Annotated in this window: 27 protein-coding genes and 2 tRNA genes; 23 read left to right on the top strand and 6 right to left on the bottom strand. The window is 51.3% G+C overall.

Going from position 1 to position 24,972, the window contains the following annotated elements:
* Positions 1–2 precede the first annotated feature (2 nt).
* The 8 genes from ccmE (at position 3) to G535_RS0108865 (ending at position 8,052) form a co-directional block, all read left to right on the top strand.
* Positions 3–488 (top strand): cytochrome c maturation protein CcmE, encoded by a 486-nt coding sequence (ccmE, locus tag G535_RS0108830; RefSeq protein ID WP_026861734.1) that lies wholly within the window; start codon positions 3–5, stop codon positions 486–488.
* Positions 488–2,443 carry a heme lyase CcmF/NrfE family subunit gene (locus G535_RS0108835; protein WP_026861735.1) on the top strand — a complete coding sequence of 652 codons (1,956 nt, stop codon included), beginning with the start codon at positions 488–490 and terminating at the stop codon, positions 2,441–2,443. The genes ccmE and G535_RS0108835 overlap by 1 nt, the downstream gene beginning before the upstream one ends.
* Entirely contained in the window at positions 2,440–3,003 is a 564-nt protein-coding gene (locus G535_RS0108840; protein WP_026861736.1) for a DsbE family thiol:disulfide interchange protein, read from the top strand. Before G535_RS0108835 ends, G535_RS0108840 begins: the two co-directional genes overlap by 4 nt.
* Complete coding sequence (locus G535_RS0108845; protein ID WP_084616832.1) at positions 3,003–3,479, top strand: cytochrome c-type biogenesis protein; 477 nt, start codon at positions 3,003–3,005, stop codon at positions 3,477–3,479. The genes G535_RS0108840 and G535_RS0108845 overlap by 1 nt, the downstream gene beginning before the upstream one ends.
* Positions 3,476–4,696 carry a c-type cytochrome biogenesis protein CcmI gene (gene ccmI / locus G535_RS13335; RefSeq protein ID WP_034727948.1) on the top strand — a complete coding sequence of 407 codons (1,221 nt, stop codon included), beginning with the start codon at positions 3,476–3,478 and terminating at the stop codon, positions 4,694–4,696. Before G535_RS0108845 ends, ccmI begins: the two co-directional genes overlap by 4 nt.
* Positions 4,697–4,710: 14 nt before the next feature.
* Complete coding sequence (locus G535_RS0108855; RefSeq protein WP_026861738.1) at positions 4,711–5,463, top strand: MlaA family lipoprotein; 753 nt, start codon at positions 4,711–4,713, stop codon at positions 5,461–5,463.
* Between the two features lie 12 nt (positions 5,464–5,475).
* The gene (gene galU, locus G535_RS0108860) at positions 5,476–6,360 is read left to right on the top strand and encodes a UTP--glucose-1-phosphate uridylyltransferase GalU (protein WP_026861739.1); all 885 of its coding nucleotides are present in this window, start codon (positions 5,476–5,478) and stop codon (positions 6,358–6,360) included.
* Between the two features lie 141 nt (positions 6,361–6,501).
* On the top strand, positions 6,502–8,052 hold the full coding sequence (locus G535_RS0108865; RefSeq protein WP_026861740.1) for a peptide MFS transporter: 1,551 nt from the start codon (positions 6,502–6,504) through the stop codon (positions 8,050–8,052).
* Between the two features lie 6 nt (positions 8,053–8,058).
* Here G535_RS0108865 and G535_RS0108870 read toward each other — a convergent pair whose 3' ends face one another.
* Genes G535_RS0108870 through cmoA form a run of 3 tightly spaced genes read right to left on the bottom strand, consistent with a single transcriptional unit; the run spans position 8,059 to position 10,691 of the window.
* Positions 8,059–8,946, bottom strand: coding sequence for a LysR family transcriptional regulator (locus G535_RS0108870; RefSeq protein ID WP_026861741.1), 888 nt, complete (start codon positions 8,944–8,946; stop codon positions 8,059–8,061).
* A gap of 11 nt (positions 8,947–8,957) precedes the next feature.
* Positions 8,958–9,929 carry a tRNA 5-methoxyuridine(34)/uridine 5-oxyacetic acid(34) synthase CmoB gene (gene cmoB / locus G535_RS0108875; RefSeq protein WP_026861742.1) on the bottom strand — a complete coding sequence of 324 codons (972 nt, stop codon included), beginning with the start codon at positions 9,927–9,929 and terminating at the stop codon, positions 8,958–8,960.
* 12 nt (positions 9,930–9,941) lie between these two features.
* On the bottom strand, positions 9,942–10,691 hold the full coding sequence (gene cmoA, locus G535_RS0108880; protein ID WP_241970445.1) for a carboxy-S-adenosyl-L-methionine synthase CmoA: 750 nt from the start codon (positions 10,689–10,691) through the stop codon (positions 9,942–9,944).
* Positions 10,692–10,857: 166 nt separating this feature from the next.
* Between cmoA and aspS the strand changes: the two genes are divergently transcribed.
* From aspS to nadA, 15 genes are all read left to right on the top strand, one after another.
* Positions 10,858–12,630 carry an aspartate--tRNA ligase gene (gene aspS, locus G535_RS0108885; RefSeq protein WP_026861744.1) on the top strand — a complete coding sequence of 591 codons (1,773 nt, stop codon included), beginning with the start codon at positions 10,858–10,860 and terminating at the stop codon, positions 12,628–12,630.
* A 13-nt stretch (positions 12,631–12,643) separates the two neighbouring features.
* Entirely contained in the window at positions 12,644–13,390 is a 747-nt protein-coding gene (locus G535_RS0108890) for a YebC/PmpR family DNA-binding transcriptional regulator (protein ID WP_026861745.1), read from the top strand.
* Positions 13,390–13,905 carry a crossover junction endodeoxyribonuclease RuvC gene (gene ruvC, locus G535_RS0108895; protein ID WP_026861746.1) on the top strand — a complete coding sequence of 172 codons (516 nt, stop codon included), beginning with the start codon at positions 13,390–13,392 and terminating at the stop codon, positions 13,903–13,905. The genes G535_RS0108890 and ruvC overlap by 1 nt, the downstream gene beginning before the upstream one ends.
* Complete coding sequence (ruvA, locus tag G535_RS0108900) at positions 13,902–14,522, top strand: Holliday junction branch migration protein RuvA (RefSeq protein WP_026861747.1); 621 nt, start codon at positions 13,902–13,904, stop codon at positions 14,520–14,522. The genes ruvC and ruvA overlap by 4 nt, the downstream gene beginning before the upstream one ends.
* Positions 14,523–14,566: 44 nt before the next feature.
* Positions 14,567–15,577 (top strand): Holliday junction branch migration DNA helicase RuvB, encoded by a 1,011-nt coding sequence (gene ruvB, locus G535_RS0108905; RefSeq protein ID WP_026861748.1) that lies wholly within the window; start codon positions 14,567–14,569, stop codon positions 15,575–15,577.
* A gap of 379 nt (positions 15,578–15,956) precedes the next feature.
* Entirely contained in the window at positions 15,957–16,400 is a 444-nt protein-coding gene (ybgC, locus tag G535_RS0108910; protein WP_276324478.1) for a tol-pal system-associated acyl-CoA thioesterase, read from the top strand.
* On the top strand, positions 16,390–17,088 hold the full coding sequence (gene tolQ / locus G535_RS0108915; RefSeq protein ID WP_026861750.1) for a protein TolQ: 699 nt from the start codon (positions 16,390–16,392) through the stop codon (positions 17,086–17,088). The genes ybgC and tolQ overlap by 11 nt, the downstream gene beginning before the upstream one ends.
* Entirely contained in the window at positions 17,088–17,534 is a 447-nt protein-coding gene (tolR, locus tag G535_RS0108920) for a protein TolR (protein ID WP_026861751.1), read from the top strand. The genes tolQ and tolR overlap by 1 nt, the downstream gene beginning before the upstream one ends.
* Positions 17,535–17,578: 44 nt before the next feature.
* Entirely contained in the window at positions 17,579–18,481 is a 903-nt protein-coding gene (gene tolA / locus G535_RS0108925) for a cell envelope integrity protein TolA (protein WP_026861752.1), read from the top strand.
* A gap of 48 nt (positions 18,482–18,529) precedes the next feature.
* On the top strand, positions 18,530–19,867 hold the full coding sequence (gene tolB / locus G535_RS0108930) for a Tol-Pal system beta propeller repeat protein TolB (protein ID WP_420834820.1): 1,338 nt from the start codon (positions 18,530–18,532) through the stop codon (positions 19,865–19,867).
* 44 nt (positions 19,868–19,911) lie between these two features.
* Positions 19,912–20,448: a peptidoglycan-associated lipoprotein Pal gene (gene pal, locus G535_RS0108935; RefSeq protein WP_026861754.1), complete on the top strand. Its 537-nt coding sequence runs from the start codon at positions 19,912–19,914 to the stop codon at positions 20,446–20,448.
* A 35-nt stretch (positions 20,449–20,483) separates the two neighbouring features.
* Positions 20,484–21,245, top strand: a complete 762-nt coding sequence (gene ybgF / locus G535_RS0108940; protein ID WP_026861755.1) for a tol-pal system protein YbgF — start codon at positions 20,484–20,486, stop codon at positions 21,243–21,245.
* A gap of 137 nt (positions 21,246–21,382) precedes the next feature.
* A tRNA-Lys gene (locus G535_RS0108945) sits at positions 21,383–21,458 on the top strand.
* 28 nt (positions 21,459–21,486) lie between these two features.
* Positions 21,487–21,562 (top strand) — tRNA-Lys (locus G535_RS0108950).
* Positions 21,563–21,636: 74 nt separating this feature from the next.
* Entirely contained in the window at positions 21,637–22,686 is a 1,050-nt protein-coding gene (nadA, locus tag G535_RS0108955) for a quinolinate synthase NadA (protein ID WP_034727954.1), read from the top strand.
* Here the strand turns inward: nadA and G535_RS0108960 are convergent.
* From G535_RS0108960 to G535_RS0108970, 3 genes are all read right to left on the bottom strand, one after another.
* Positions 22,683–23,507, bottom strand: coding sequence for an NAD(P)H-binding protein (locus G535_RS0108960; protein WP_034727957.1), 825 nt, complete (start codon positions 23,505–23,507; stop codon positions 22,683–22,685). The two genes, nadA and G535_RS0108960, sit on opposite strands and share 4 nt — an antisense overlap.
* Positions 23,504–24,280 (bottom strand): ZIP family metal transporter, encoded by a 777-nt coding sequence (locus G535_RS0108965; protein ID WP_026861758.1) that lies wholly within the window; start codon positions 24,278–24,280, stop codon positions 23,504–23,506. Before G535_RS0108965 ends, G535_RS0108960 begins: the two co-directional genes overlap by 4 nt.
* Before the next feature lie 116 nt (positions 24,281–24,396).
* Positions 24,397–24,723: a c-type cytochrome gene (locus G535_RS0108970; RefSeq protein WP_026861759.1), complete on the bottom strand. Its 327-nt coding sequence runs from the start codon at positions 24,721–24,723 to the stop codon at positions 24,397–24,399.
* Positions 24,724–24,972 lie beyond the last annotated feature (249 nt).

Here is a 24,972-nt window from a genome sequence, read left to right on the forward strand (position 1 = left end):
CTATGAATCCGCGTCGTAAAAAGCGACTTCTTTGGGTGGTAGGAATGGTGGCTGGTGTTGCTGCTGCATTGAGCGTGATTTTGTATGCGCTGTCGCAGAACATCGATTTATTTTACACCCCAAGTGAAGTGGTTGAAGGAAAAGGTAAGGACGCTGTGAAACCAACAGTTGGCCAGCGTTTACGTATTGGCGGAATGGTCGTCGAAGGCTCCGTGCAACGCGATCCTAAAACCCTCGAAGTTTCGTTTCGCGTGACCGATACCGGTCCCGAAGTAACCATTTTATATACCGGTATCTTGCCTGACTTATTCCGCGAAGGGCAGGGTATTGTCGCACAAGGCGTGATGGTTGAACCTACCGTGATGAATGCCACTGAAGTACTCGCTAAACACGATGAAGAGTACATGCCGCCTGAGTTGGCGGAACAAATGAAAGGCATCAAGCACGTTAACCCTAATCAACCGAAGGCGTTTGAGGGCGGTGAATAATGATTGCAGAAATAGGTCAGTTTTCACTCGCCTTAGCCTTGGCGTTTTCCTTTCTCCTTGCGGTCTACCCGCTCTGGGGCGCATCGAAAGGTCATAGTGGCGCGATGCTCTTGGCACGCCCGCTAGCCTATGGCCAGTTTCTTTTTACGGCAATTGCTTATGTGGCGTTAACCTGGGGCTTTGTGGTTCATGACTTCAGTATCGCTTATGTTGCCGCGAACTCGAACTCACAACTGCCGCTGATTTATCGTATTACTGCTGTATGGGGCTCGCACGAGGGCTCCTTCTTGTTGTGGATGCTCATGCAAGCGGGGTGGATTGCGGCGGTAGCGGCATTCTCTCGCCGTATGCCTATGAGCATGATGGCACGCGTGTTGGCCATTCTGGGCCTGATCAGCATCGGCTTCTACTTGTTTATGCTGACGGTATCGAATCCATTTGATCGGGTGTTACCTTGGATCCCGGTTGACGGCCGTGACTTAAACCCGCTGTTGCAAGATCCCGGCATGATTATTCACCCACCGTTACTCTACATGGGCTATGTTGGCTTTTCGGTGGTGTTTGCGTTCGCGATTGCTGCCTTGCTTACCGGTAAACTCGATGCCGCTTGGGCACGCTGGTCACGTCCTTGGGCAACGACGGCATGGGCCTTTTTGACCCTCGGCATTGCCTTGGGCAGTTGGTGGGCGTACTACGAACTCGGCTGGGGCGGCTGGTGGTTCTGGGACCCGGTTGAGAACGCGAGTTTTATGCCTTGGCTGGTCGGTACCGCGTTGATTCATAGTTTAGCGGTGACCGAGAAGCGCGGGGCCTTTAAGTCATGGACCGTGTTGCTGGCGATTTCGACCTTTAGCTTGAGTTTATTAGGTACTTTTTTGGTGCGCTCGGGCGTGATTGTCTCGGTGCATGCCTTTGCCACTGACCCAGCGCGAGGCTTATTTATTCTGGGCTTGCTGGCAGTAGTGATCGGTGGCTCCTTACTGTTGTTCGCTTTGCGTGGTGGCGTCGTACAAAGCACCACGAAATATGAAGCCGTGTCGCGTGAAGTGATGCTGCTTGGCAACAATATCCTCTTGGTGGCCGCAACCGCTGTGGTGCTACTGGGTACCTTATTGCCGTTGGTGCATAAAGAAATTGGTCTGGGTTCCATTTCGATTGGGGTGCCGTTCTTCAATCAAATGTTTACCTGGCTGATCGTGCCGTTCGTAGTGTTGATGGGCTTGGGGCCACTGTTCCGTTGGCGTCGTCAAGAGTTAACGCCGTTGCGCAATAGTTTGGCGCTGGCGTTGATCCTAGCGCTTGGCTTGGGCTATTTATTACCAGCCATTTTGGCTGAGCAGATTATGGCAATGGCGGTGCTTGGCCTCATTATGAGCCTCTGGATCGTGTTAACCCTCGTTGCTGAATTGCGCCTGCGTGTGCAACAACGCAAACAAGGTCTGGCGGGCCTAGCTAAATTAGGGCGCAGTCATTGGGGGATGGTGCTCGGGCATTTAGGTTTTGCGGTGACGCTGGTGGGCATTGCCGCAGTGAGTCAATACGAAGTTGAACGAGACGTGAGTATTGCACCGGGCGAGAGCGTGGTTGTTGAAGGCTACCGTTTCCAGTTTGACGTTTTGAGTCAACAAAAAGGCCCGAACTATTTAACCGACCACGCTGAATTCTCAGTCTACCGTGGCGAGCGTAAAATTGCCGACTTGGTCACGGAGAAGCGTTTCTATACCGTTCAGCGTATGAGTATGACCGAAGTTGGTCTTGATGCCGGGTTCACCCGAGACTTGTACGTAGCGCTCGGCGAACCGCTTGCCGACAGCGATGGCTGGGCGGTGCGGATCTACGTGAAACCGTTCGTGCGTTGGATCTGGCTTGGCGCCTTGTTGATGGCCCTAGGGGGCATCCTGGCGATCAGTGACAAACGCTACCGTAGCTTTAAAAAAGCAGGAGGTCGGGCATGAGTAAAGGAGCGCGTTGGGTCGTCTTATTACTCCCGTTAGCTGCCTTTTTATTATTGGTTGGCTTTCTATTACGCGGGCTATTTTCGGACCCTACAGAGTTGAGTTCTGCCTTGGTGGGTAAGCCTGTACCGCAGTTCAGCGTGCCGGATTTATACCAACCGGTACAAACACGTACCGACGCGGTGTTGTCTGGCAAACCTATGCTGTTAAACGTCTGGGCAACGTGGTGTCCAACCTGTCGCGCCGAACACGCCTATTTGAATGAATTGGCTGCGCAAGGCGTCGCCATTGTGGGCTTGAACTACAAAGATGACTCACGCGAAAAAGCGGTACGTTGGCTGAACACTTTAGGCGATCCTTATACGGTCAACTTGTTTGACGAAAAAGGCGCTGTCGCCCTTGAGTTCGGTGTGTATGGCGCGCCGGAAACCTTCTTAATCGATAGCCAAGGGCAAATTCGTTACCGCCATGTGGGTGATGTGAACGAACGTGTTTGGCAGGGGGAGCTCGGTAAGCGTTATCGTGCACTGATGGCCGAATACGAAGGAGGGCAGAACTGATGCGTGCGGGATGGTTAAGTTTTTGTCTTATGGTTGGTTTGTTCGTTTGCAGTGCGGCGCTGGCGCAATCTGCAAAAAATTATGTCTTTGATGATGCAGCCAAAGAGGCGACCTTTCGTGAGCTTATCGGTGAGTTGCGTTGCCCGAAGTGCCAAAACCAAAGTATTGCCGATTCCAATGCTGAGTTAGCCGTTGATTTGCGGGAACGTACCTATCAAATGGTCCAAGAAGGTGCCTCAAAGCAAGAAGTCATTGACTACATGGTGGCGCGTTATGGTGACTTTGTGCATTATCAGCCGCCGGTGACCGTCGCGACCAGTATTTTGTGGTGGGGGCCGTTAGGCGTTCTCATCATTGGTGGTATTGTCGTCGTGTTGCGGGTCCGTCAGCAACGTCATCGCGAAGTTGAATGGAGTGCCGAAGAACAAGCGCAACTTGATGCGTTACGTCAGCGGCAAAAAGGTGAAAACGAATGAACTGGATGCTGCTATTAGGCATGGCGCTGTTGGCGCTATTAGCGTTGACCTTGATCGTCGTGTTAGGGGTTCGCCAGCGCGCTGAACAGCGCACGCGTCTCGATGTGAACCGCGAGCTCTATGAGCAACGTAAACAAGAGTTGGCGCAAGAATTTGCCGACGGCTTACTCAGCGAAAAGGCGTTGCAGGCCGCGGAGCGAGAGTTGGATAAACGTTTCGTCAGCGAAAACGCGGAGCTGGAAAAGCTCGAAGAACATAAAATAGGCAAGGGCATTGTTTGGCCTGCAGTCTTGATCGTAGTGGGTGCTGTGGTCGGCTATAGTCTGTTTGGCAGTTGGTCCCAGCAAAGTTATGCTGACCGCGCCCGTATGGAATTACCGCGCTTGGCGCAAGAGGTACTCAATAACCAGCAGGCCGCGCCTTCGCAAGAAGACTTGGAATTGTTCGCGTTGGGGTTACGCCAACGTTTGCAAGAAGATGGCGGTGATGGCCTCACGTGGATGCTTTATGCACGCACTGCGACTGCTCTGCAGCGCTATGAGCATGCCATTGAAGCCTATCAGCACGCTTACAAACTGGAGCCGACGCGCCCGGGTGTATTGTTGGGCTATGCGCAGTTGCTGATTAATTTGGGAGGTGCTGAAGAGCTACGTCAAGCGGCCCAGTTACTGAGCGAATTAATGCAGCAAGACCCGCAAAACATTGATGCATTGTCACTGACCGGTGCTGTGGCGTACCAACGTGGCGATTGGCAGCAAGCGGTACAAGCGTGGCAACTACTCCTGCAAGTTATGGGTGAAAGTGACCCGCGTTATGCGGCCGTTGCAGAAGCCTTGAATGATGCAAAAGCGCAACTTGAGGGCACACAGCAACAGTTACAGGTCACGGTTGAATTGGCACAGTCTTTACGGAATCAATTGCCAGAAGGTGCTACGCTATTCGTCTTTGTAAAAGCCCCTGAGGGACCGGGAATGCCTGCAGCGGTTGTTCGCCAGCCAGTGGAGAGCTTTCCTGTGACCGTAATGCTGAGCGATGCGCAAGCAATGCTACCGGATTTTAAGATGAGCCAGTTACAACAATGGCAGGTCGAAGCACGCATCTCTGCGGATGAGCGGATTGATATTGCGACCGGTGACTTGGGCGCTATGCCTCAGGTGCTGCCTGCAAGTGCAGACGCACGCGTCACACTTATTGTTGATAAAGTACTGGTTGAATAACTGAGGAGTTATTTTTGAAAGCCTATGTTTTAACTGCGGTACTCGTGCTGGTTGGTGTTACCGGCTGCTCCAGTGTTCCGGATGATCCTTACGCGGACCCTCGTGACCCTTACGAGGAGTTTAACCGTGACATGTGGGATGTGAATGAAAGCCTTGATGAGCATGTGCTTTGGCCCGTCGCTCGCACCTATGGCAAGCTTCCACAACCGGTGCGCACTGGAATGCTGAACGCGGCCGAGAACTTGAGTGAGCCTTCGAATTTGGTCAACAACGCGTTGCAGGGGAAGTTTAAAGACGCGGGTGTATCGTTCTGGCGCTTCGTTATCAATAGCACCGTTGGCGTACTTGGTATTTTTGATATCGCGACACCCATGGGGTTAGATCAGCGCGATGAAGGCTTTGGTGAGACGTTAGCGAGTTGGGGCGTCGGTGATGGTCCCTATGTGATGTTACCGGGGCTTGGGCCAACGGTACCGACCGACCGTGGTGCTGACATTGCGTATGGCTACTACGTTGAGCCGATCGACTTAGCCGGACCCATCAGTATTTTCCGGTTTTCAGTGAAAGCGTTGGAAATGCGCTTACGGCTACAAGACCAGTATGCTTTGATGGAAAACTCGCTCGACCCCTATAGTTTTATCCGCGAAGCCTATTATCAAAACTGGCGTGACCGTGTGTACGACGGTAATCCACCGCCAGTTGCTGAGCCCGAGTTCGATGACTTCGAGGAACTCGATGAAGATTTCTATGACCAATTTGATGAATAAGGACTGTACGACATGGTAAAAAAAGTCGTCATCCCCGTGGCCGGTTTGGGCACGCGTATGCTTCCTGCTACGAAGGCGATTCCAAAGGAGATGTTGCCATTGGTGGATCGCCCATTGATCCAGTTTATTGTCGAAGAATGTGCTGCGGCGGGTTTGACCGACATTATCTTAGTGACGCATTCGAGTAAGAACTCGATTGAGAATCACTTTGACACCAGTTTTGAACTTGAAGCGACCTTAGAACAGCGCGTGAAGCGTCAGCTGCTGGCGGAAGTTCAGGCCATTACACCGCCTGGAGTAACCATCATGCACGTGCGGCAAGGCGTGGCGAAAGGCCTTGGTCACGCGGTGCTCTGCGCCCGTCCACTGATTGACGATCAGCCTTTTGCAGTGGTGTTGCCTGATGTCTTGGTCGATGCCGAAAGCTGCGATTTGCAGCGTGATAACCTGGCTGAAATGGTGCGCAACTTTAATGAAAATGGCGCTGCACAAGTCATGGTAGAGCAAGTTCCAGCCGATAAAGTCGACCAGTATGGCGTGGCGGATCTTGGCGGAGTGCAGTTGCAGCCAGGTGAGCAAGCGACAATTCAGCAGTTAGTTGAGAAACCGCCGGTGGATAAAGCTCCGTCAAATTTAGCTGTGGTCGGTCGTTATGTGTTCCCAGCTGAGTTGTGGACCTTATTGGAGCGCACGCCGGTCGGTGCTGGTAACGAAATCCAATTGACCGATGCAATGGCGATGTTGTTAGAACAAAAACCAGTGAATGCCTACTATATGAAAGGTCGCAGCCACGACTGTGGCAATAAGCTTGGTTACGCGCAAGCCTTCGTCAAACATGCGATGCGCCACCCTGATCTGGGGGTGGCGATGAAAGACTGGCTCAAGTCGGTTGTTTAACCATCACACCAAATAAGAGGAGGGGCAATCCCTCCTTTTCTTTCTGCGTTTTGTCGTTTTCTATTTCCTTTTCGCTGCGAACTAGGTAGGGTATTACGGTTTTTTAACGCTAATAATTACAACTAGTGAAGGCAATAGGGTATGGAACCTAAGAATACACAACAGCAGGACAATAGCTTTTTCGGCCAGCCGGCCGGATTACAGACGTTGTTCTTCACCGAAATGTGGGAGCGCATGAGTTACTACGGTATGCGCGCACTTTTGGTGCTTTTCATGACTGCGGCCATTCAAGAGGGTGGTCTTGAGCTTACCGTTGCCGCGGCAACTGCGATTTATGGCTTGTACACCGGTGCGGTCTATTTCATGGGCTTACCTGGTGGCTGGATTGCCGACCGTTTGATTGGCGGACAACGCGCAACGTGGTACGGCGGTATTGTGATCATGTGTGGTCACATTGTCTTGGCTGTGCCGTCAGATACAACCTTTTTCCTTGGTTTGATTTTGGTCGTGCTGGGTACCGGCATGCTGAAGCCAAACATCAGTGCCTTGGTTGGTCAACTCTATGATGAAGGCGATGACCGTCGTGATGCGGGTTATACCTTGTATTACATGGGGATCAACATAGGTTCATTGATCGGTTACGCGGTCACGGGTTACCTGATGGAAAACGTCGGTTGGCACTGGGCGTTCGGTGCTGCGGCAGTGGGAATGTTCTTCGGTTTGGTCCAGTACCGTATGACCTTACCGAAACTGCGCAATGTCGGTGCTGACGCACCAAAACCATTGTCGCCACGTGGCCAGAAAATCAGTTGGACCATCATTGTGTTATTCTTGATTGCCCTAGGTGGTGTGTTCACTGCTGTGGCGACAGGCGCAATGACCATCGATCCGGTAGCTATTGCCCAGCAAGTAGCACTAGCGGCAACCATCGTTTTCTTTGTCTACTACATTGGTATTTTCTTATTTAGCAAGCTGACCAAAAACGAAGCCAAGCGTCTCGGCGCATTGTTCTTAGTCTGTATTGCGTCGATCTGTTTCTGGGCGGGTTTTGAGCAAGCTGGTTCGTCATTGAACCTGTTCGCCCGTGATCTTACTGACCGTATGGTCGGCAGCTTTGAAATTCCGACGACGTGGTTCCAGATGTTGAACTCTGGTTTCTTGATTGCCTTGTCGCCATTTTTTGCGGCGATGTGGGTGAATCTAACCAAGCGCATGATTAACCCGTCGTACGGCTTTAAGAGCGCCTTGGGTCTGATTATCATGGCCAGTGGCTTTATCGTCATGTTCTTGGCGTCGCAAGCTGCGGCGTCAGGTATGAAAGTATCTCCGAACTGGTTAGTTGCGGTGTACTTCTTGCACACTGTCGGTGAGCTTTGCTTAAGCCCGGTAGCCTTGAGCGCGGTAAGTAAGCTGGCGCCACGTCGCATGGCTGGACAGATGATGGGCGTCTTTGTACTGACCTACTCTATCGGTAGCTTACTGGCTGGTTTGATTGCCGGTAACCTTGACCCTGAGAATACTGAGACCATGCCTGACATGTACATGCAGATCACTCTGTTCGGTGTCGGTGTGGGTGTGGTAGTGTTCTTGCTCGCACTGAAAACCCGTCATTGGGAAAAGCTGGCAGGTCAACCTGATCCAGAGCACGTGGCGATTAATGCCAACGAGCCAGTGAAGCAAGATAAAGCTTAACAAGGCTTAACTGTTGGTGAGCTTGCTCACCAACAGGTCGTATAACAACCGGGCACATGGCCCGGTTTTTTCATTTTTGGGCTGCACTAAATACATTAAGCCAGCGCGGTGAGAACTGCCGCGCAGTGAGAGCTCAACCAGCGCGTCGCTTTGCCGAGTAATAAAGGGTGGTAACCAGCAAAAGCCAATGCCTGCTTCCACCAATTGCAACGCTTCGTTAAACGAGGTGACGGTCCAACGCTGCTCCGCTTTGAGCCAGCCTTGGTTCTCGTTGGGGTGACGGGCGGTGTCACGGATCACAATTTGCAACGCTTGACTCAACTGCTCTGGGGAGAGCGGCTGCGGCAGCTTGGCTAACGGGTGCTCTGCAGCGACAACTAAGCGAAGTTGGTAACTGCCGATAGGTTCACCGACGTACCCCCGCGGCACTTGGTGGGTGATCACGAGATCGGCACTTTGTTCGGTAATGGCTTCTTCTGAGCCAGTAAGCACCGAATCAAGAAGGGTTAAGCGACTGCCACGACTGTGCTGTTGAAACTCGCGGAGCACAGGTAACAGCTTGCTGCGATCGCAGACCATTTCAATGGCTAGGGTGATTTCTGGTTCCCAACCCTGCTTGAGGTTCTCAGCGAGCTGTTCAAGCTCAGTTACCAGCACCGTCAGTTGCCGTGAGCGCCGTAACATTACTGCGCCACAGTCAGTGAGTTGGGCTTTGCGGCCAACCACTTCGAGCAGTTCCACGCCAAGGCTATCTTGCAACTTAGCAACAGCATGGTTCATCGCGCTCTGGCTTTTATTGAGTGCCGCTGCTGCTTGCGCATAGCCTCCATGGTCGACTACCGCTTGCAGAATACGCCACTGTTCTAGTGTGGTTTTCGGACGGTAGCTAGCCATGGCGAACTCCTTTAGATCGTGGCGATGACCACTGCACGGCGCGGTGCAGGGAAGCCTTCAATGGTTTTTGTTGCATCGTTCGGGTCGAGGAAGTCGGCCAACGATTGTCCGGTCATCCATTCGGTGGCGCGCTGTTCTTCAACGCTGGTGAGGGATTCGTCGACCACCTTGGCGCTTTTAAAGCCGCAACGCTCCATCCAGTGCAACAATGCTGCGGTACTCGGAATAAACCAAACGTTGCGCATTTTCGCGTACGTCGTACCGGGCACAAGTACGGTATTAATATCGCCTTCCACCACTAAGGTTTCGAGCACGAGTTGGCCGCCGGGTTTCAACTGCGCTTTTAATTGGGTGAGAAAATCAATCGGTGAGCGGCGGTGATAGAGCACGCCCATGCTAAATACTGTGTCGAACGCTTTCAGTTCCGGGAGATCTTCAACGCCAACAGGAAACCAGTGCGCGCGCTGTTGAAGTTCCGCCGGCATAAAGTGACGGACGGCGAGGAACTGTGCCATGAATAATTGGCCAGGATCAACGCCCCAGACCTGTTGAGCTCCACTCTCTAGCATGCGCCAGAGGTGATAGCCACTACCACAGCCAACATCAAGCACCTGTTGCCCGCTTAAGTCTCCAATATGGGGGGCGACACGCTGCCATTTGAAATCTGAACGCCATTCGGTGTCGATGGTGACGCCATGCAAGTGAAACGGCCCTTTGCGCCACGGCGTAAGCTGTTGCAGTAAGCCCCGAATGCGGTTTTGTTCACCTTCACTCACTGCTGCACTGGTGACCTGAACGGTATCGCTCAGCGCCACCCGCTCAGCGGGTAGCTTTGGCAGTTGGGCGACACAGCGTAGCCATTTGTGTAACTCGCCGTGTTGTTGTTCTTTTTCCCAAGCCGCAAGTTGCGCCGGTAAATCGGTGAGCCAATGGTGCAGTGGCGATTGGGCGACTGCGACGAGATCTTCTTTAAACAATTGCATGCCTGAATTTCCTTAAGACGCTTTGACAGCCAGCATCGCGGCAAAGTTGTAACACTGAAACCAGACTTGCACAGCGCTAAAGCCAATGGCCTCAAGGCGCTGCCGGTGGGTTTCTAAACTATCGATGCGCATGACATTTTCAATGGCGGCGCGTTTTTGGCTGATTTCTAATTCGCTGTAACCGTTCGCACGTTTAAACTCGTGATGAAGATCGATGAGCATAGCGTTCATGGCTGGGTCAGCGCTGGTAAATTTCTCGGACAGCAATAACACGCCACCCGGACGCAAGTTGTCGTAGATGTTTGCTAACACAGCGTGACGTTGCTCGGGGGGCACGAATTGCAGTGTGAAATTCATGGTCACCACGGAGGCGTTCTCAAGCGCGCTTTGTTGAATGTCTTCACAACGCACCGAGACCGGCACATCACTGCGGTAGCCTTGTAAGTGCAAGCGGCAGCGTTCGACCATGGCCGGAGAATTGTCCACGGCGATCAGCTGGACGCCAGAGAGTCCTTGCAGATTTTGTCGCATGGCTAAGGTAGCAGCACCGAGCGACGCCCCCAAGTCATACAGATTGGAGTTGGCTTGAGCGTAGCGTTTGGTTAGCTGGCCAATGCCTTGCAAAATACTTTGGTAGCCGGGCACCGAACGGTTAATCATGTCAGGAAAAACTTCGACCACCCGTTGGTCAAAGACAAAGTCACTGACCTGCTGCAGTGGCTCAGAAAAGATTGCGTCGGGCTTACTTTTAAACTCGCTCACGTTGATGACACCATTCATTCATTAAAACTGCGCCTAGTTTAGCGCAACGGCGGGGGGAACTTCATGTTTTTCTCGGTCGGATTTTGCCCGATAGCTACTGACAATCGTCACCAGTCCGTTATAATGTTGCGCTTTGTAAATATTAACTTGTGGTAGGGAAGCTCCCATGCGTAGCCATTATTGCGGACAGCTAGAAAAAAGTCTTGTCGATCAAACCGTCACCCTTTGTGGTTGGGTCAATAAACGTCGTGACCTTGGTGGTCTGATTTTTATCGATATGCGTGACCGTGAAGGTCTGGTTCAGGTGGTCTTTGACCCCGATCAACAAGCACTGTTTGAAACCGCCAACAAGCTGCGTCAGGAATTCTGTATTCGCTTGACCGGTACTGTGCGTGCGCGTCCTGAAAGTCAGGTGAACGCGGGGATGAAAACCGGAGAAGTGGAAGTTATGGCCACTGAACTGGAAATCTTGAGCCGCTCAGAAGCGCTGCCAATCGACTTTAACCAGCACGTCAGTGAAGAAGCGCGCTTGCGTTTCCGTTACCTCGACTTGCGTCGCCCGAACATGAACCACAACTTGCAGTTCCGTGCGCGTGTGACCAGTGCTGTCCGTCGCTTTATGGACGATGCTGGCTTCTTGGATATTGAAACGCCAATGTTGACCCGTGCCACCCCTGAAGGTGCGCGTGACTACTTGGTACCAAGTCGCACGCACAAGGGTAAATTCTTTGCCTTGCCACAATCGCCACAGCTGTTCAAACAGTTGTTGATGATGTCAGGCTTCGATCGGTATTACCAAATCGTCAAATGTTTCCGTGACGAAGATTTACGCGCTGACCGGCAGCCAGAATTTACCCAGATTGATATTGAGACGTCCTTCATGACGGCTGAGCAGGTTATGGCCGTGACTGAACAAATGGTGCGTAAGCTGTTCAACGAGCTATTGTCGATCGATTTAGGCGACTTCCCACAAATGAGCTGGCACGAAGCCATGCGCCGTTTCGGTAGTGATAAGCCTGATTTGCGTAATCCGTTAGAATTAGTTGACGTCGCTGATGTGTTGCAAGATGTTGAGTTTAAAGTGTTCTCTGGCCCAGCCAATGATCCTAAAGGTCGTGTCGCGGCGTTGAAGGTTCCGGGTAAAGCGAGTGCCATTTCACGCAAGAACATCGATGAGTACACCAACTTTGTCGGTATCTACGGCGCCAAAGGTTTAGCCTGGTTGAAAGTGAACGACGTAAGTGCCGGCCGTGAAGGTATTCAGTCACCGGTATTGAAGTTCATTCCTGATGACGCGCTCGAAGCAATCCTCGCGCGTACCGAAGCTGCTGACGGCGACCTTATTTTCTTTGGCGCGGATAATGCAACTGTGGTCGCAGAAGCGATGGGTGCATTGCGCTTGAAAGTTGGTGAAGAGCACGGTTTTGTTAGCGATGAGTGGCGCCCATTATGGGTGGTTGACTTCCCAATGTTTGAAGAGCATGACGGCCAGTTACACGCGATTCATCACCCGTTTACCGCACCAGTGGGGGTAACGCCGGAAGAGCTTAAAGCCAACCCAGCGACAGCCTTATCCAACGCTTACGATATGGTGCTGAATGGTGTTGAAGTGGGTGGTGGTTCAGTGCGTATCCACGACAATACTATGCAACAAGCGGTGTTCGAGATTTTGGGCATTGGTGCTGAAGAAGCACAAGAGAAGTTCGGCTTCTTGCTCGATGCTCTGAAGTACGGCACCCCGCCGCACGCAGGTTTAGCTTTCGGGCTGGATCGCTTGGTGATGTTAATGGTGGGCGCAAGCTCGATTCGTGAAGTGATTGCCTTCCCGAAAACAACCACCGCGGCCTGTGTGCTCACTGACGCCCCAGGTGTAGCAAATCCTGACGCATTGCAGGAATTGGGTGTAGCCGTTAAGGTAGCAGAGGAAAGCAACGATTAATTAGGAGCGAGCAATGGCAGGTCATTCGAAATGGGCCAACATTAAACATCGCAAAGCCGCGCAAGATGCGAAGCGCGGCAAAATTTTTACCCGTCTTATCCGCGAAATTGTGGTCGCTGCCCGTCAAGGTGGCGGCGACCCCACAACCAACCCTCGTCTGCGCGCGGCTGTTGATAAAGCCCTCGCCAACAACATGAAAAAAGACACCATAGATACTGCGATAAAACGTGGTAGCGGTGATCTTGACGGTGATAATGTTGAGGAGCTGACGTACGAGGGGTATGGCCCGGGTGGCGTGGCTATTTTAGTCGAAACCATGACGGACAACCGAAACCGTACGGTCTCTGAAGTGCGCTACGCGTTTAGTAAGAACGGTGGCAATTTAGGTACCGATGGGTCGGTAGCCTACTTATTTAATAAGCGTGGCGTGTTGAGTTTTGCCGCAGATACCGATGAAGATGCGCTGATGGAAGCTGCACTTGAAGGTGGCGCTGAAGACATCGTGACGCATGACGATGGGAGTTTCGACGTGTTTACCACGCCAGATGCCTTCGGTGACGTGAAAGATGCACTAGAAAGCGCTGGCTTTAGTGCCGCGCATGCTGAAGTTGGCTTGATTCCGGAAACACGCTCGACGATTGATGAAGCTGACGCCGAGAAATTCCTGAAATTGATCGACGCGCTCGAAGAGGTGGATGACGTACAAGAGGTCTACCACAACGCCGATATCGCCGATGACGTGCTGGAGCGTCTTGGTTAATGGCCATTATTCTGGGAATCGACCCAGGTTCCCGGTACACCGGCTATGGTGTGATTCGCCAGCAAGGGAGCACACTGAGCTATATTGCTAGCGGCTGCATTAATGCTGCCGGTACCGCGAAACATCCCTTAGTGTTGGCGGATAAATTAAAGATTATTCACGATGGTGTGCAAGAGCTGATCGCACAGTTTCAGCCGACTGAGTTCGCGATTGAGCAAGTGTTTATGGCACGAAACCCTGATTCAGCATTGAAGTTGGGGCAGGCGCGCGGAGCAGCGATTGTTGCGGCGGCTTGTGCTGGCTTACCCGTGGCAGAGTATGCGGCGCGTTTGGTCAAGCAAGCGGTGGTCGGTACTGGCGCGGCGGACAAAACACAGGTACAACACATGGTGGTGGCGATGCTAAAGCTTAGCCATCGTCCGCAAGCAGACGCTGCAGATGCATTGGCCGTGGCGATGTGTCATGCACACAGTCGTAGTCAGGCCATTGTTATGGCGACAAGGAGAGGACGTTGATAGGGCAATTAACCGGTAAGTTGATTAGTAAACAGCCGCCAGAAGTGCTGATTGATGTGCAGGGCGTGGGGTATGAAGTACAAATGCCGATGACCTGTTTGTTTGAGTTACCTGATCTTGGCGAGCAGGTGAGTGTGATCACGCACTTTGTCGTGCGCGAAGACGCTCAGTTACTGTATGGTTTTAACACCTTTGCCGAGCGCAGTTTGTTCCGCCAACTCATTAAGGCGCAAGGGGTAGGGCCGAAGTTAGCCCTAACCATCATGTCAGGAATGACGGCACACCAATTCGTCAGTGCGGTCACCCACGATGATGTCAGTAGCTTGATTAAGCTGCCGGGCGTGGGGCGCAAAACCGCCGAGCGCTTAGTGGTGGAAATGCGCGACCGCTTGCAAAACTGGATGAGTAGCACGCCTGCAACGGATGCTGCGCCACTCGATACTGCCGCGTTACAGCCCACCTTAGCTGCGAGTTCACCCCGCGAGGATGCGGTGGGGGCATTGTTGGCGCTTGGCTACAAGCAGGCACAAGCTGATAAGGTTGTTGCGCAAGCGCTCAAGACCAATGATGGCGCCTCAAGTGAAGAGCTTATTCGCATCGCTTTGAAGAGCATGTAGCGCGTGAAGCGACACATCACGCACAACGTCGTTAGGAATTTCAGATGATTGAACCGGATCGTATTAATCAACCCCAGCAGCAAGGCGATGACGAGCTTATCGATCGTGCGATTCGACCGAAAAAATTGGTCGATTACACCGGTCAGAAGCACGTGGTTGAGCAAATGGAAATTTTTATTCAAGCTGCGCGTCAACGCCAAGAAGCCCTCGATCACTTACTGATTTTCGGCCCACCAGGGCTAGGTAAAACGACGTTAGCGAATATTGTTGCCAATGAATTAGATGTCAATATTCGGCAAACATCTGGCCCAGTGTTAGAAAAAGCGGGTGACCTCGCCGCCTTGTTAACCAACCTTGAAGAGCACGACGTGCTCTTTATTGATGAAATCCACCGTTTGAGCCCAGTGGTCGAAGAGATTTTGTATCCAGCGATGGAAGACTATCAGCTGGATATTATGATTGGTGAAGGGCCTGCCGCGCGCTCGATTAAGCTCGATCTTCCACCCTTCACATTGATCGGTGCAACCACGCGCGCAGGGGCGTTGACCTCACCATTGCGGGATCGGTTTGGGATTGTGCAGCGTTTAGAGTTCTACGACGTGGCCGAACTGACCAAAATCATTACCCGCTCCGCCAATTACTTGAACTTGAACCTTGATGACGATGGTGCCAAGGAAATCGCGCGACGTGCCCGCGGTACTCCGCGGATCGCCAACCGTTTGTTACGTCGGGTTCGCGACTTCGCGGAAGTGCGTAACAATGGCAAGATCGATCAAGCGACTGCTGCGGCGGCATTGCAAATGGTGGATGTGGATGAAGCCGGCTTTGATTACATGGACCGCAAACTGCTTTTGGCCATTATCGAAAAATTCTTGGGCGGACCGGTCGGCTTGGACAACCTTGCGGCGGCTATTGGTGAAGAAAAAGATACCATTGAAGATGTGTTAGAACCTTATTTGATTCAACAGGGCTTTTTGCAGCGCACACCAAGAGGTCGCATTGCGACACCGCATGCGTATGCGCACTTTGGTTTGCAAGTCGTGGGCAATGACTAAACTGCGGACAAAAAAAAGCCCGCGGGGAGGCGGGCTAAAAACTACAGAACAACAAGGAAGTTAAATCCAGGGAACAATAACAGGACGAAGTGACAACCGGTCTCTTCATAACTGATATGCTGGGTATTATACGGAGGTCGGACATCTGTTCAAACGAGAAAAATTGTTTTTCAAATTAGAAAAACTAATACTGATATGTAACGTGTGAATAAAAAAACATCGCATGATAAATGGTATGACCAAAAATAATGATAAATAACAGAGGTTTATCGTTTTATGGTAAAAATGCGAATGAAAAAAAATGTCTGGCTAATTTTTATTCATGCAGAAAATTTACATAAAATTTTAGTCGCCTGTGGTTGCAGGTCAAGTGAAATCAATGAAAGGTAGATCAGCAATGGATGAAGTGACACCATTTTCGTGGCCAGTACGGGTCTATTATGAAGACACAGATGCAGGCGGTATCGTATATTATGCGAATTATCTCAAATTCCTTGAGCGCGCCCGCACGGAATGGTTACGCTCGCTCGGGATTGAGCAAGACACTTGGCTTACGCATCGGATTGGCTTTGTTGTGCGTCAGGTGGAAATGGATTTGCTTCGCCCCGCGCGTTTCAATGATGAACTGCAGGTTACGGTGGTGGTCGAACGCTTGAAACGTGCGTCAGTGGTGTTTCAGCAACAGGTGCTGGGCACCGATGGAACTGTTTTATGTCAGGCGCAGATTAAAGCGGCCTGTGTCAATTTAGGAGAGGCAGAAGAGGGTGTTCGCGCCGTTCCCATGCCAGCAGAGATTATAGAGGTACTTAAGCGTGCAAGCTGAAATGTCGATTACAGCGTTGATCCTTGAAGCAAGTTTTGTGGTGCAACTGGTGATGTTGCTGTTACTTGCGTTCTCCGTCGTTGGATGGATGATGATTTTTCAACGAAAAAAAGTAATCCAAACGGCGAATCAACAGGCTGCCGCATTTGAAGACAGGTTCTGGTCGGGCGTCGATTTAGCTCGTTTGTATCAAGAAATTAGCGCGCGCGCGCAAAACGCCAATGGCATGGAAAAGATTTTTTATGCCGGCTTTAAAGAGTTTGCCCGGTTACGCAGTAACAGTGCGGTGAATCAACAGCAAGTGTTGGAAGCTTCGTACCGCGCCATGCGCGTGGTGCATTCACGTGAAGTGGACCGCTTAGAGAATAATTTGAGTTGGCTTGCGACCATTGGCTCGATCAGCCCTTATGTGGGTCTGTTTGGTACCGTGTGGGGGATTATGAATGCCTTTATCGGGCTGGGTGCGGTGCAACAAGCGACGCTTGCCATGGTTGCCCCTGGTATTGCTGAAGCCTTGATCGCAACGGCAATGGGTTTGTTTGCCGCGATTCCAGCGGTGATTGCTTACAACCGCTTTGCAAACCGGGTTGAGAAGATTGATAACCAGTATTTGAATTTTATGGATGAGTTGCTTGCCATTCTCCAACGCCAAAGCGCTCAGCCAAAAGCTGTGAGTAATGCCTCATGATGATGACGTCGAATCGTAAACGGCGGAAGCCTGTTTCCGACATCAACGTGGTGCCCTACATTGACGTGATGTTGGTGCTGTTGATCATCTTTATGGTGACGGCACCTTTGATCACGCAGGGGGTGAAGGTTGATCTGCCACAGGCAACGGCTGAGCCATTGGATGAAAACCAGAAGCCACCCTCGATTGTGACTGTCGATCGTGATGGGCGTTATTACGTGAGTACACTTGCGCAATTTGACGATAAGCCGAACCCTAACGAGGCAATGAGCATCAAAGCATTAAAGCGTGAAGTGGAGGCCATTTTACTCGATGACCCTGAAGCCACTTTTATGGTGAACGGGGATGGCGCGGTGTCCTATAACCAAGTGGTGCAATTGATGGTGATGTTGCAGCAGTTCGGTGTCGACTCGGTCGGTTTAATGACCGAAAACCAGCAGAACTAAGCGAGGCGTATGTGAAGAAAAGTACATTTACATGGCCCAGTGAGATGACAATTCCTTTGTTGCTGTCAATTGTACTGCACCTTGGCATTGTGGTGGTGTTGTTTGCTGGTTTTAAGTTTGCACCAAGTATTCCAGAGGCGATGGAGGTGCAGCTCGATGCACCGATCAACGAAGAGCTGGAACCGAACGAAGTTGAGCCGGTCGAAAAGATAGTTGAGGCTGCGACGACAGATAAAGCAAAAGTGTTGGAACGCGCTGAAGAAATTCGTGCAGAGCGCAAGCGCCAAGAAGATGAGCTCAAAGCACTCGAACAACGCGCTGCTGAAGCGAAAAAGCGTCGTGAAGCAGAGCAGCAACGCCAGCGTGAGCTGGAGAAACAGCAGAAGCTGGAGCGTGAGCGCTTAGCCAAAGAGAAAGAACGGGCTTTACGCGAGCAAAAAGAAGCAGAGAAAAAAGCGGCGGCAGCGGAAGAGCGGCGTCGTAAGGAAGAAGAAGCAGCGAAGAAAGCCGAAGCAGAGCGGAAGCGCTTAGAAGAGCAGCGCAAGCGTGAAGAAGAAGAACGCAAGCGCAAAGAAGCAGAAGCGAAAGCCAAAGCGGAGCGTGAACGTCAGTTACAAGAAGAGCTTGAACGTGAGCGTCAGCAGCGTGCTGCGGCGCGTAATCGCCAAGTACAAAGCGAGCTAAAGAAGTACGAAGGTTTAATTAGACAGACGATTCAGCGCCAACTGATCACCGATCCGTCGATGCGCGGTAAAGAATGTCGAGTCAATATTCGCTTGGCCTCCAGTGGCTTTGTGATTTCCGTGAACGTGCTGAATGGCGACCCTTCGGTGTGCCAAGCCGCACAAAACGCTGTGCTGAAAGCGGGTACCTTGCCAGTATCGGATGATCCGGAAGTGTTCGCTAAATTGAAAGATATTAACCTTACTGTTCAACCTGAATTTTAATTAACCGACGAAGTAGCCTAAACCATGAGTATGATGAAAAAGATTACAATGATAGCAATGCTGGCGCTGCTGGTGGTTGCGATACAGCGACCGGCCCAGGCGTCTTTGGAGATTGTCATCACCGACGGTATTGATAGTGCGCGTCCGATTGGTGTGGTGCCATTTCGCTGGTTAGGCGACGGCCCTGCACCAGAAGGGCTGACAGAGGTGATTGCCGCTGACCTTATGCGCAGTGGTAAATTCAATCCAATCCCCACCAATGCGATGCCGCAAATGCCGAGCAACGAGAGTGAAGTGGACTACGCTAGCTGGGCAAGCTTAGGCGTCGAAGCCGTGTTGGTCGGTACTATTGAGCCTTATGCGGTGGATCGTTATACCGTTTCGTTCCAAATCGTTGACGTGTTGCGGGGGCAAATTACCAGCGGTTCACGGATGTTGCGTGAAGGTGAGCTAGTGAATGCGCAAGACCACATTCTTGATGCCCGTCGCAGCGTGATCAATGGCGACCAGTTCCGCCAGTACGCCCACCGTATTTCTGATGTGTTTTATGAGACGATGACCGGCGAACCAGGTGCGTTTATGACCCGTATCGCTTACATCACTGTGAACCACAATAACGAGAAACCGTATGAGTTGGTGGTTGCAGATTACGACGGCTACAACGAGCGCGTTTTACTGCGTAGCCCGGAGCCATTGATGTCGCCGTCATGGTCGCCCGATGGTAACAAGCTTGCTTATGTAAGTTTTGAAAACAAGCGTGCAGAAATTTTCGTGCAAGATATCTACACCACTCGTCGTGAAAAAATGACGGAGTTTCCAGGTATTAACAGTAGCCCGGTATGGTCACCTGATGGCAAGCGCTTGGCCATGGTCTTGTCAAAAGATGGTAACCCTGAGTTGTACACGATGGAGATTGCCAGTAAGCAATTCACACGAGTGACACGTCACCATGCTATTGATACCGAACCAAGCTGGTCACCGGACGGTAAGTCACTGGTGTTCACTTCAGAAAGGGGTGGCAGACCGCAACTATATAGCGTAAATTTAGATTCAGGTCAGGTACGCCGGTTAACCTTCGAGGGTGAGCAAAACCTTGGTGGCACGTGGACACCTGATGGTCAGCAATTGGTCATGGTAAATCGGACGCGCGGCAACTATCATATTGCCAAGCAAGATTATCCAAGTGGCGGTATGCAAGTGTTAACGCAAACTTCACTGGATGAATCGCCGAGCCTTGCACCTAATGGCAGCATGGTGATTTACAGCACCACGCACAATAATAAGCAAGTGTTGGCATTAGTTTCGGTAGATGGGCGATTTAAAGCGCGTTTGCCGGCCCGTGAGGGTGAAGTGAAATCACCTTCATGGTCACCTTTTTTACGTTAGTACAAACCATAATTTAATTAAACTTTGAACAAAGGATCGCGGACATGAACGCAACTCAGTTACTAAAAAGCCTGCTAATCGCCGTACCTATGGTTACTTTGGCGGCGTGTAGCTCAAGCCAAGGCGCAGACGAAATGGCGGGTCAACAAACCAATCAAAACCAAGGCCAACAACAAGGCTCAGGTGTTGATGTAAACGCAGCCGATCGCGTGAAGACCCCAGAAGAAATTCGTGCTGAGAAAATGGAAACTTTGCGTCAAGAAAACATCGTTTACTTCTCATTCGATGATTCACGCGTGAGCTCTGAGTACGCACAAATGTTGCAAGGCCACGCTGAGTTCTTGGTACAAAACCCAAGCTTAACTGTGACTGTTGAAGGTCACACCGATGAGCGTGGTACGCCTGAGTACAACATCGCCCTAGGCGAGCGTCGTGCAAAAGCTGTTGCTCAGTACTTACAAAACTTAGGTGTTAGCGCAAGCCAGATCGAAACCGTTTCTTACGGTGAAGAGAAGCCACTCGTGAACGCCTCTACGCAATCTGCGTACGCTAAGAACCGTCGTGGCGTTCTGGCCTACTAAGTAGCGATTAAATGAAGCGATATACGGTTAAGCCAATGCAAAAAACAAGTCTCGTATTGGCCTTTCTTATTCCCGGTGTCCTGTTTGCGCAGGCACCGGTTTCCAAGTTAGGCAGCGGAAGTGTTGAGGAACGTCTAGAGCAGCTAGAGCGTGTGATGGATGCACGTAATGCTGCACAAATGGCGTTATTGGATCAGATGGCAAGCTTGCAGGACGAAGTCGCGGACTTACGTGGCAAAACTGAAGAGCATGCCTATCAACTTGAGCAAATTTTGCAGCGACAGCGTGAAATTTATCAAGAAATTGATCGACGTTTGAATGCCACACCAGCACCTGCTGAAGCGGCACCATCAGCGTCAACCACTTACGCGAACACAAGTTCAACGCCAGCAACTGCAGGGGCCGTCGATTACTCGACCAACCTTAGCGAGAATGACGCGTACGACAAAGCCATCCGTTTGGTGATGGAAGATCGTCGTTATGACGCTGCTATTCCCGAGTTTCGTGCCTTTATCAAGCAGTTTCCTAACTCAACCTATGTGCCGAATGCACATTACTGGTTAGGCCAGCTGTTGTACGCCGAAGGTAAGTATGACGAAGCCAAAGCGGAGTTCAGTGCCGTGGTGGATCAATTTCAAGACAGCAACAAGCGTGGTGATAGTCTGTTGAAACTCGGTATTGTTGCGCAGCAACAAGGCGAGAAGCAGCTCGCGCGTAGCTACTTTGAAAAAGTTCTCAGCGAGTATCCGAACAGCACACCTGCCGATTTAGCGCAGAAACGCCTCGCAAACTTGTAAACACCATGTAATTTTTTACGGTGAGTGTTCGCAAATTAAGCAAACGCACCGTATATCCAAAATTTTCAGTTGCAACGGTCCGCTTTTTCAGTAAACTATGCCGCCGTTGCCACTGATAAGTAGCAGCAGATGAGATTGGGTCGTTAGCTCAGTTGGTAGAGCAGTTGACTTTTAATCAATTGGTCGCAGGTTCGAATCCTGCACGACCCACCAATCTTCTCATCATCTCCTTACCTATCGTGGGTCGTTAGCTCAGTTGGTAGAGCAGTTGACTTTTAATCAATTGGTCGCAGGTTCGAATCCTGCACGACCCACCACGATTTTTTACCCAAGCCGTTTTTTCCAGTATACTAGCCCAACCTTTATTGCATGTGGTGAACGAAGTAGCAGCATGAGTATCACAGAAGAAATCCAGGCGCGTGTGATTGATAAACTCGATTATGCGTTTCCTGCCAAGCCTAAGCCCTTACACGATGACCAAAAAGCTGAATACGTGGCCCGTATTAAGCAGCTTTTGGTTGAAAAAAACGCGGTATTGGTGGCCCATTATTACACCGACCCAGAAATCCAAGCGTTAGCCGAAGCTACAGGTGGTTGTGTCGCTGATTCGCTTGAAATGGCGCGTTTTGGTGCCAACCATGATGCCGAAGTGCTTGTGGTGGCCGGCGTGAAGTTTATGGGTGAGACCGCTAAGATCTTGACCCCTAATAAAACCGTGTTGATGCCGACCTTAGAAGCGACCTGCTCGCTGGATATCGGTTGTCCGATTGAAGAATTCTCAGCGTTTTGTGATCAACACCCTGAGCGCACTGTCGTGGTGTATGCCAATACCTCTGCGGCGGTAAAAGCGCGGGCGGACTGGGTGGTTACCTCAAGCATTGCGTTGGAAATTGTTGATCATCTTGATGCCGAGGGCGAGACCATTTTGTGGGGTCCTGATAAGCACCTTGGTAACTACATTCAAAAGCAAACTGGCGCAGATATGTTGATGTGGCAGGGCGCTTGTGTGGTGCATGACGAGTTTAAGACCAAAGCTTTGGAAGACTTGAAGAAAGTTTATCCTGAAGCGGCGGTATTGGTGCATCCAGAATCACCGGCGCACGTGGTTGAATTGGCAGATGCAGTTGGGTCAACCTCGCAGTTGATTAAAGCGAGCCAAGAGTTACCTAACGAAACCTTTATTGTGGCCACGGACCGCGGTATTTTCTACAAAATGCAGCAACTGTCACCAAATAAGCACTTTATTGAAGCTCCAACGGCCGGTAGCGGCGCAACCTGCCGTAGTTGTGCACATTGCCCTTGGATGGCGATGAACGGCTTAGTGGCGATTGCAGACGCATTAGAGCACGGTGGTGCTCAGCATGAGATTCATGTTGATGAAACTCTCGCTGCGCAGGCGATGAAACCTTTGCAGCGGATGCTCAACTTCAACAAAGCCTAACGCGGCTGGTAAGTTGGATGTAACAGCTGATAACCGCTTGCTTTGAGTAAGCGGTTATCAATGCGCTTGCTACCTCTACGGCCAATCTCCTGTACCCGTGTTAACCCACCTAAATCGACACCTAAACGCTCTGCTAAACGTCGATAGGCTTCCTCTTGTAACAATGGTTCGTCGTCTGAGACGAGAAACAATGGTTGTTGTTGCTGCGGATGTTGAATGAGATACGCGATAAACCCAGCAACATCATCGGCATGGATGCGATTGGTCCAGGCTGGGGTGATGACGGCATCGCCGGAAATAAGTAACTCTGCTAAGCGGGTGCGGTTCGGTCCATAAATGCCCGAGCAGCGCAAAATACTGGTGTGTTCGCTGGCGCTAGCAATGATTTGTTCGGCTTGTAATAGCAGTTTGCTGGCTTGATCGGCTGGTTCGGCGAGGGTCGCTTCAGTGATCCATTCACCGTCACGCTGACCATAAACACCGCTACTTGAGACATAGATGATGCGCGGGCTCAGTCCTTTGGCATGTAAATGGTGCTGCAGCAGGCGACAGGGTAACACGTAGCCATCAAAGTAGGCGTCCTCGCGCCCGCGGTTGGGCGTCAGGGTGAGCACAATGGTGCTTACCTCAGCGTCGATAAAGGCTTCCAAATCGCTAGCGTTGGTGACATCCCCAGCCACTAAAGTAACGCCGGGGTAGGTGGTTTTATTTTGCGGGTGGCGACAGATCCCGAACATGTTGTTGTAGCCCGCCAAAGCGAGTGCTTTGCACGTGCGTTCGGCAATATCGCCATAGCCTATAAAAGCAATTTTATGTGTCATGCTGCCAACCATACGTCGAGGAATAACATTACCACTAAGCCTACCATAAGTCCGGCGGTTGCGCGCTGATGATGGCCGCGGCGATGGGTTTCGGGAATAATTTCGTGACTAATGACAAACAGCATTGCCCCGGCCGCAAAGACCAGTCCCCACGGTAAAAGCACCTGCGAGACATTGACAAAAATACCGCCGATCAAGCCGCCGATAGGCTCAATTAAGCCGGTCAGGGCGGCGACTGCAAAACTTTTTCGACGACTGTACCCCACCGCAAGTAAGCCAACAGCCACCGCGAGGCCTTCTGGAATGTTTTGCAAGCCAATGCCAAGCGCGAGGGAGAAGGCTGTATCATTGGCGGCATTGCCATAGGCGACGCCGACCGCCAAACCTTCGGGCAGGTTATGAATGGCTATGGCGAAGACAAACAGCCAAATCCCTGAGAGCTTTGTCGCTGGGAGACCTTCAGGGCCGCTCACGAAATGCTCATGGGGAGTAAAGCGGTCCATGACAGCGATGGCTCCGCCGCCCATTAATATGCCGATCACTGCGATAAGCGCTGGCAGGGGCCCGTCGCCATAGAGTTCGGTGGCAATGTCGATACCAGGAATGATTAACGAGAAAAAGGACGCGGCCAGCATCACCCCAGCGGCAAAGCCGAGCAGGGTATCATTAAAGGCTTCCGAGGGGCGTTTGCCGAACCAGACTGGAACTGCACCAACCGCGGTGAGTGCCCCTGTAATAAAGCTTGCTACAAATGCGATCCAAACCAGTTCCATAGCTTACCTCAGCCTTGCCTGCTTGTGTCCAGCTTAGCCCACTTGGGAACGAAATCCTAGCTACAAAAAAACGCCACCAACCTTAGGCTGATGGCGCTTAATACAGTCATTTTCGTTTACTTTTTCTGGCTTAGAATCCACTCAGCCAAGATCGTTAGTTGCTCGTCACTCAATTGCGCTTGAGGTGGCATCGCTGCTTGACCCCATTTGCCAGAACCACCCGCTTTGATACTTGCTTTGACAAGTTCGAGAGCGTTTTCTTTATCAGCATATTTAGCGGCAACGTCAGTGTAGGCAGGGCCAACAATTTTCTGATCAATGCCATGGCAGGCAGTACAGATGTGTTGTTTCGCCAAAGCTTCGGCATCTTCATTGGCAGAGGCCGCACCTGACAATGCAAGACCTGCGAGTAGTACTGAACAACTTAATACTTTCTTCAACATGAGCTCTACTCCATGATTCTTAAGATATCGCTAAACATCATAGCGCAATCGTCATGGAATGAAAGCGTCATGCGCTGTCATGGTTTGATATAGATCAAGGATTCGGTGGCAGGAAAAATTTGCAGCGCGGCAAATCGCTCACTGCACCAGATACAAAAAACCGCCACAAGGGCGGTTCTTTTGTAGTTGCGATAAGGCGAAGAGGGATTTACTCGGGCCCTCCATGGCCCTCGCCCTGCGGGCAGCGCG

Origin of the sequence: Pseudidiomarina sediminum DSM 21906 (assembly GCF_000423165.1) — a bacterium.
Taxonomy (GTDB): domain Bacteria; phylum Pseudomonadota; class Gammaproteobacteria; order Enterobacterales; family Alteromonadaceae; genus Pseudidiomarina; species Pseudidiomarina sediminum.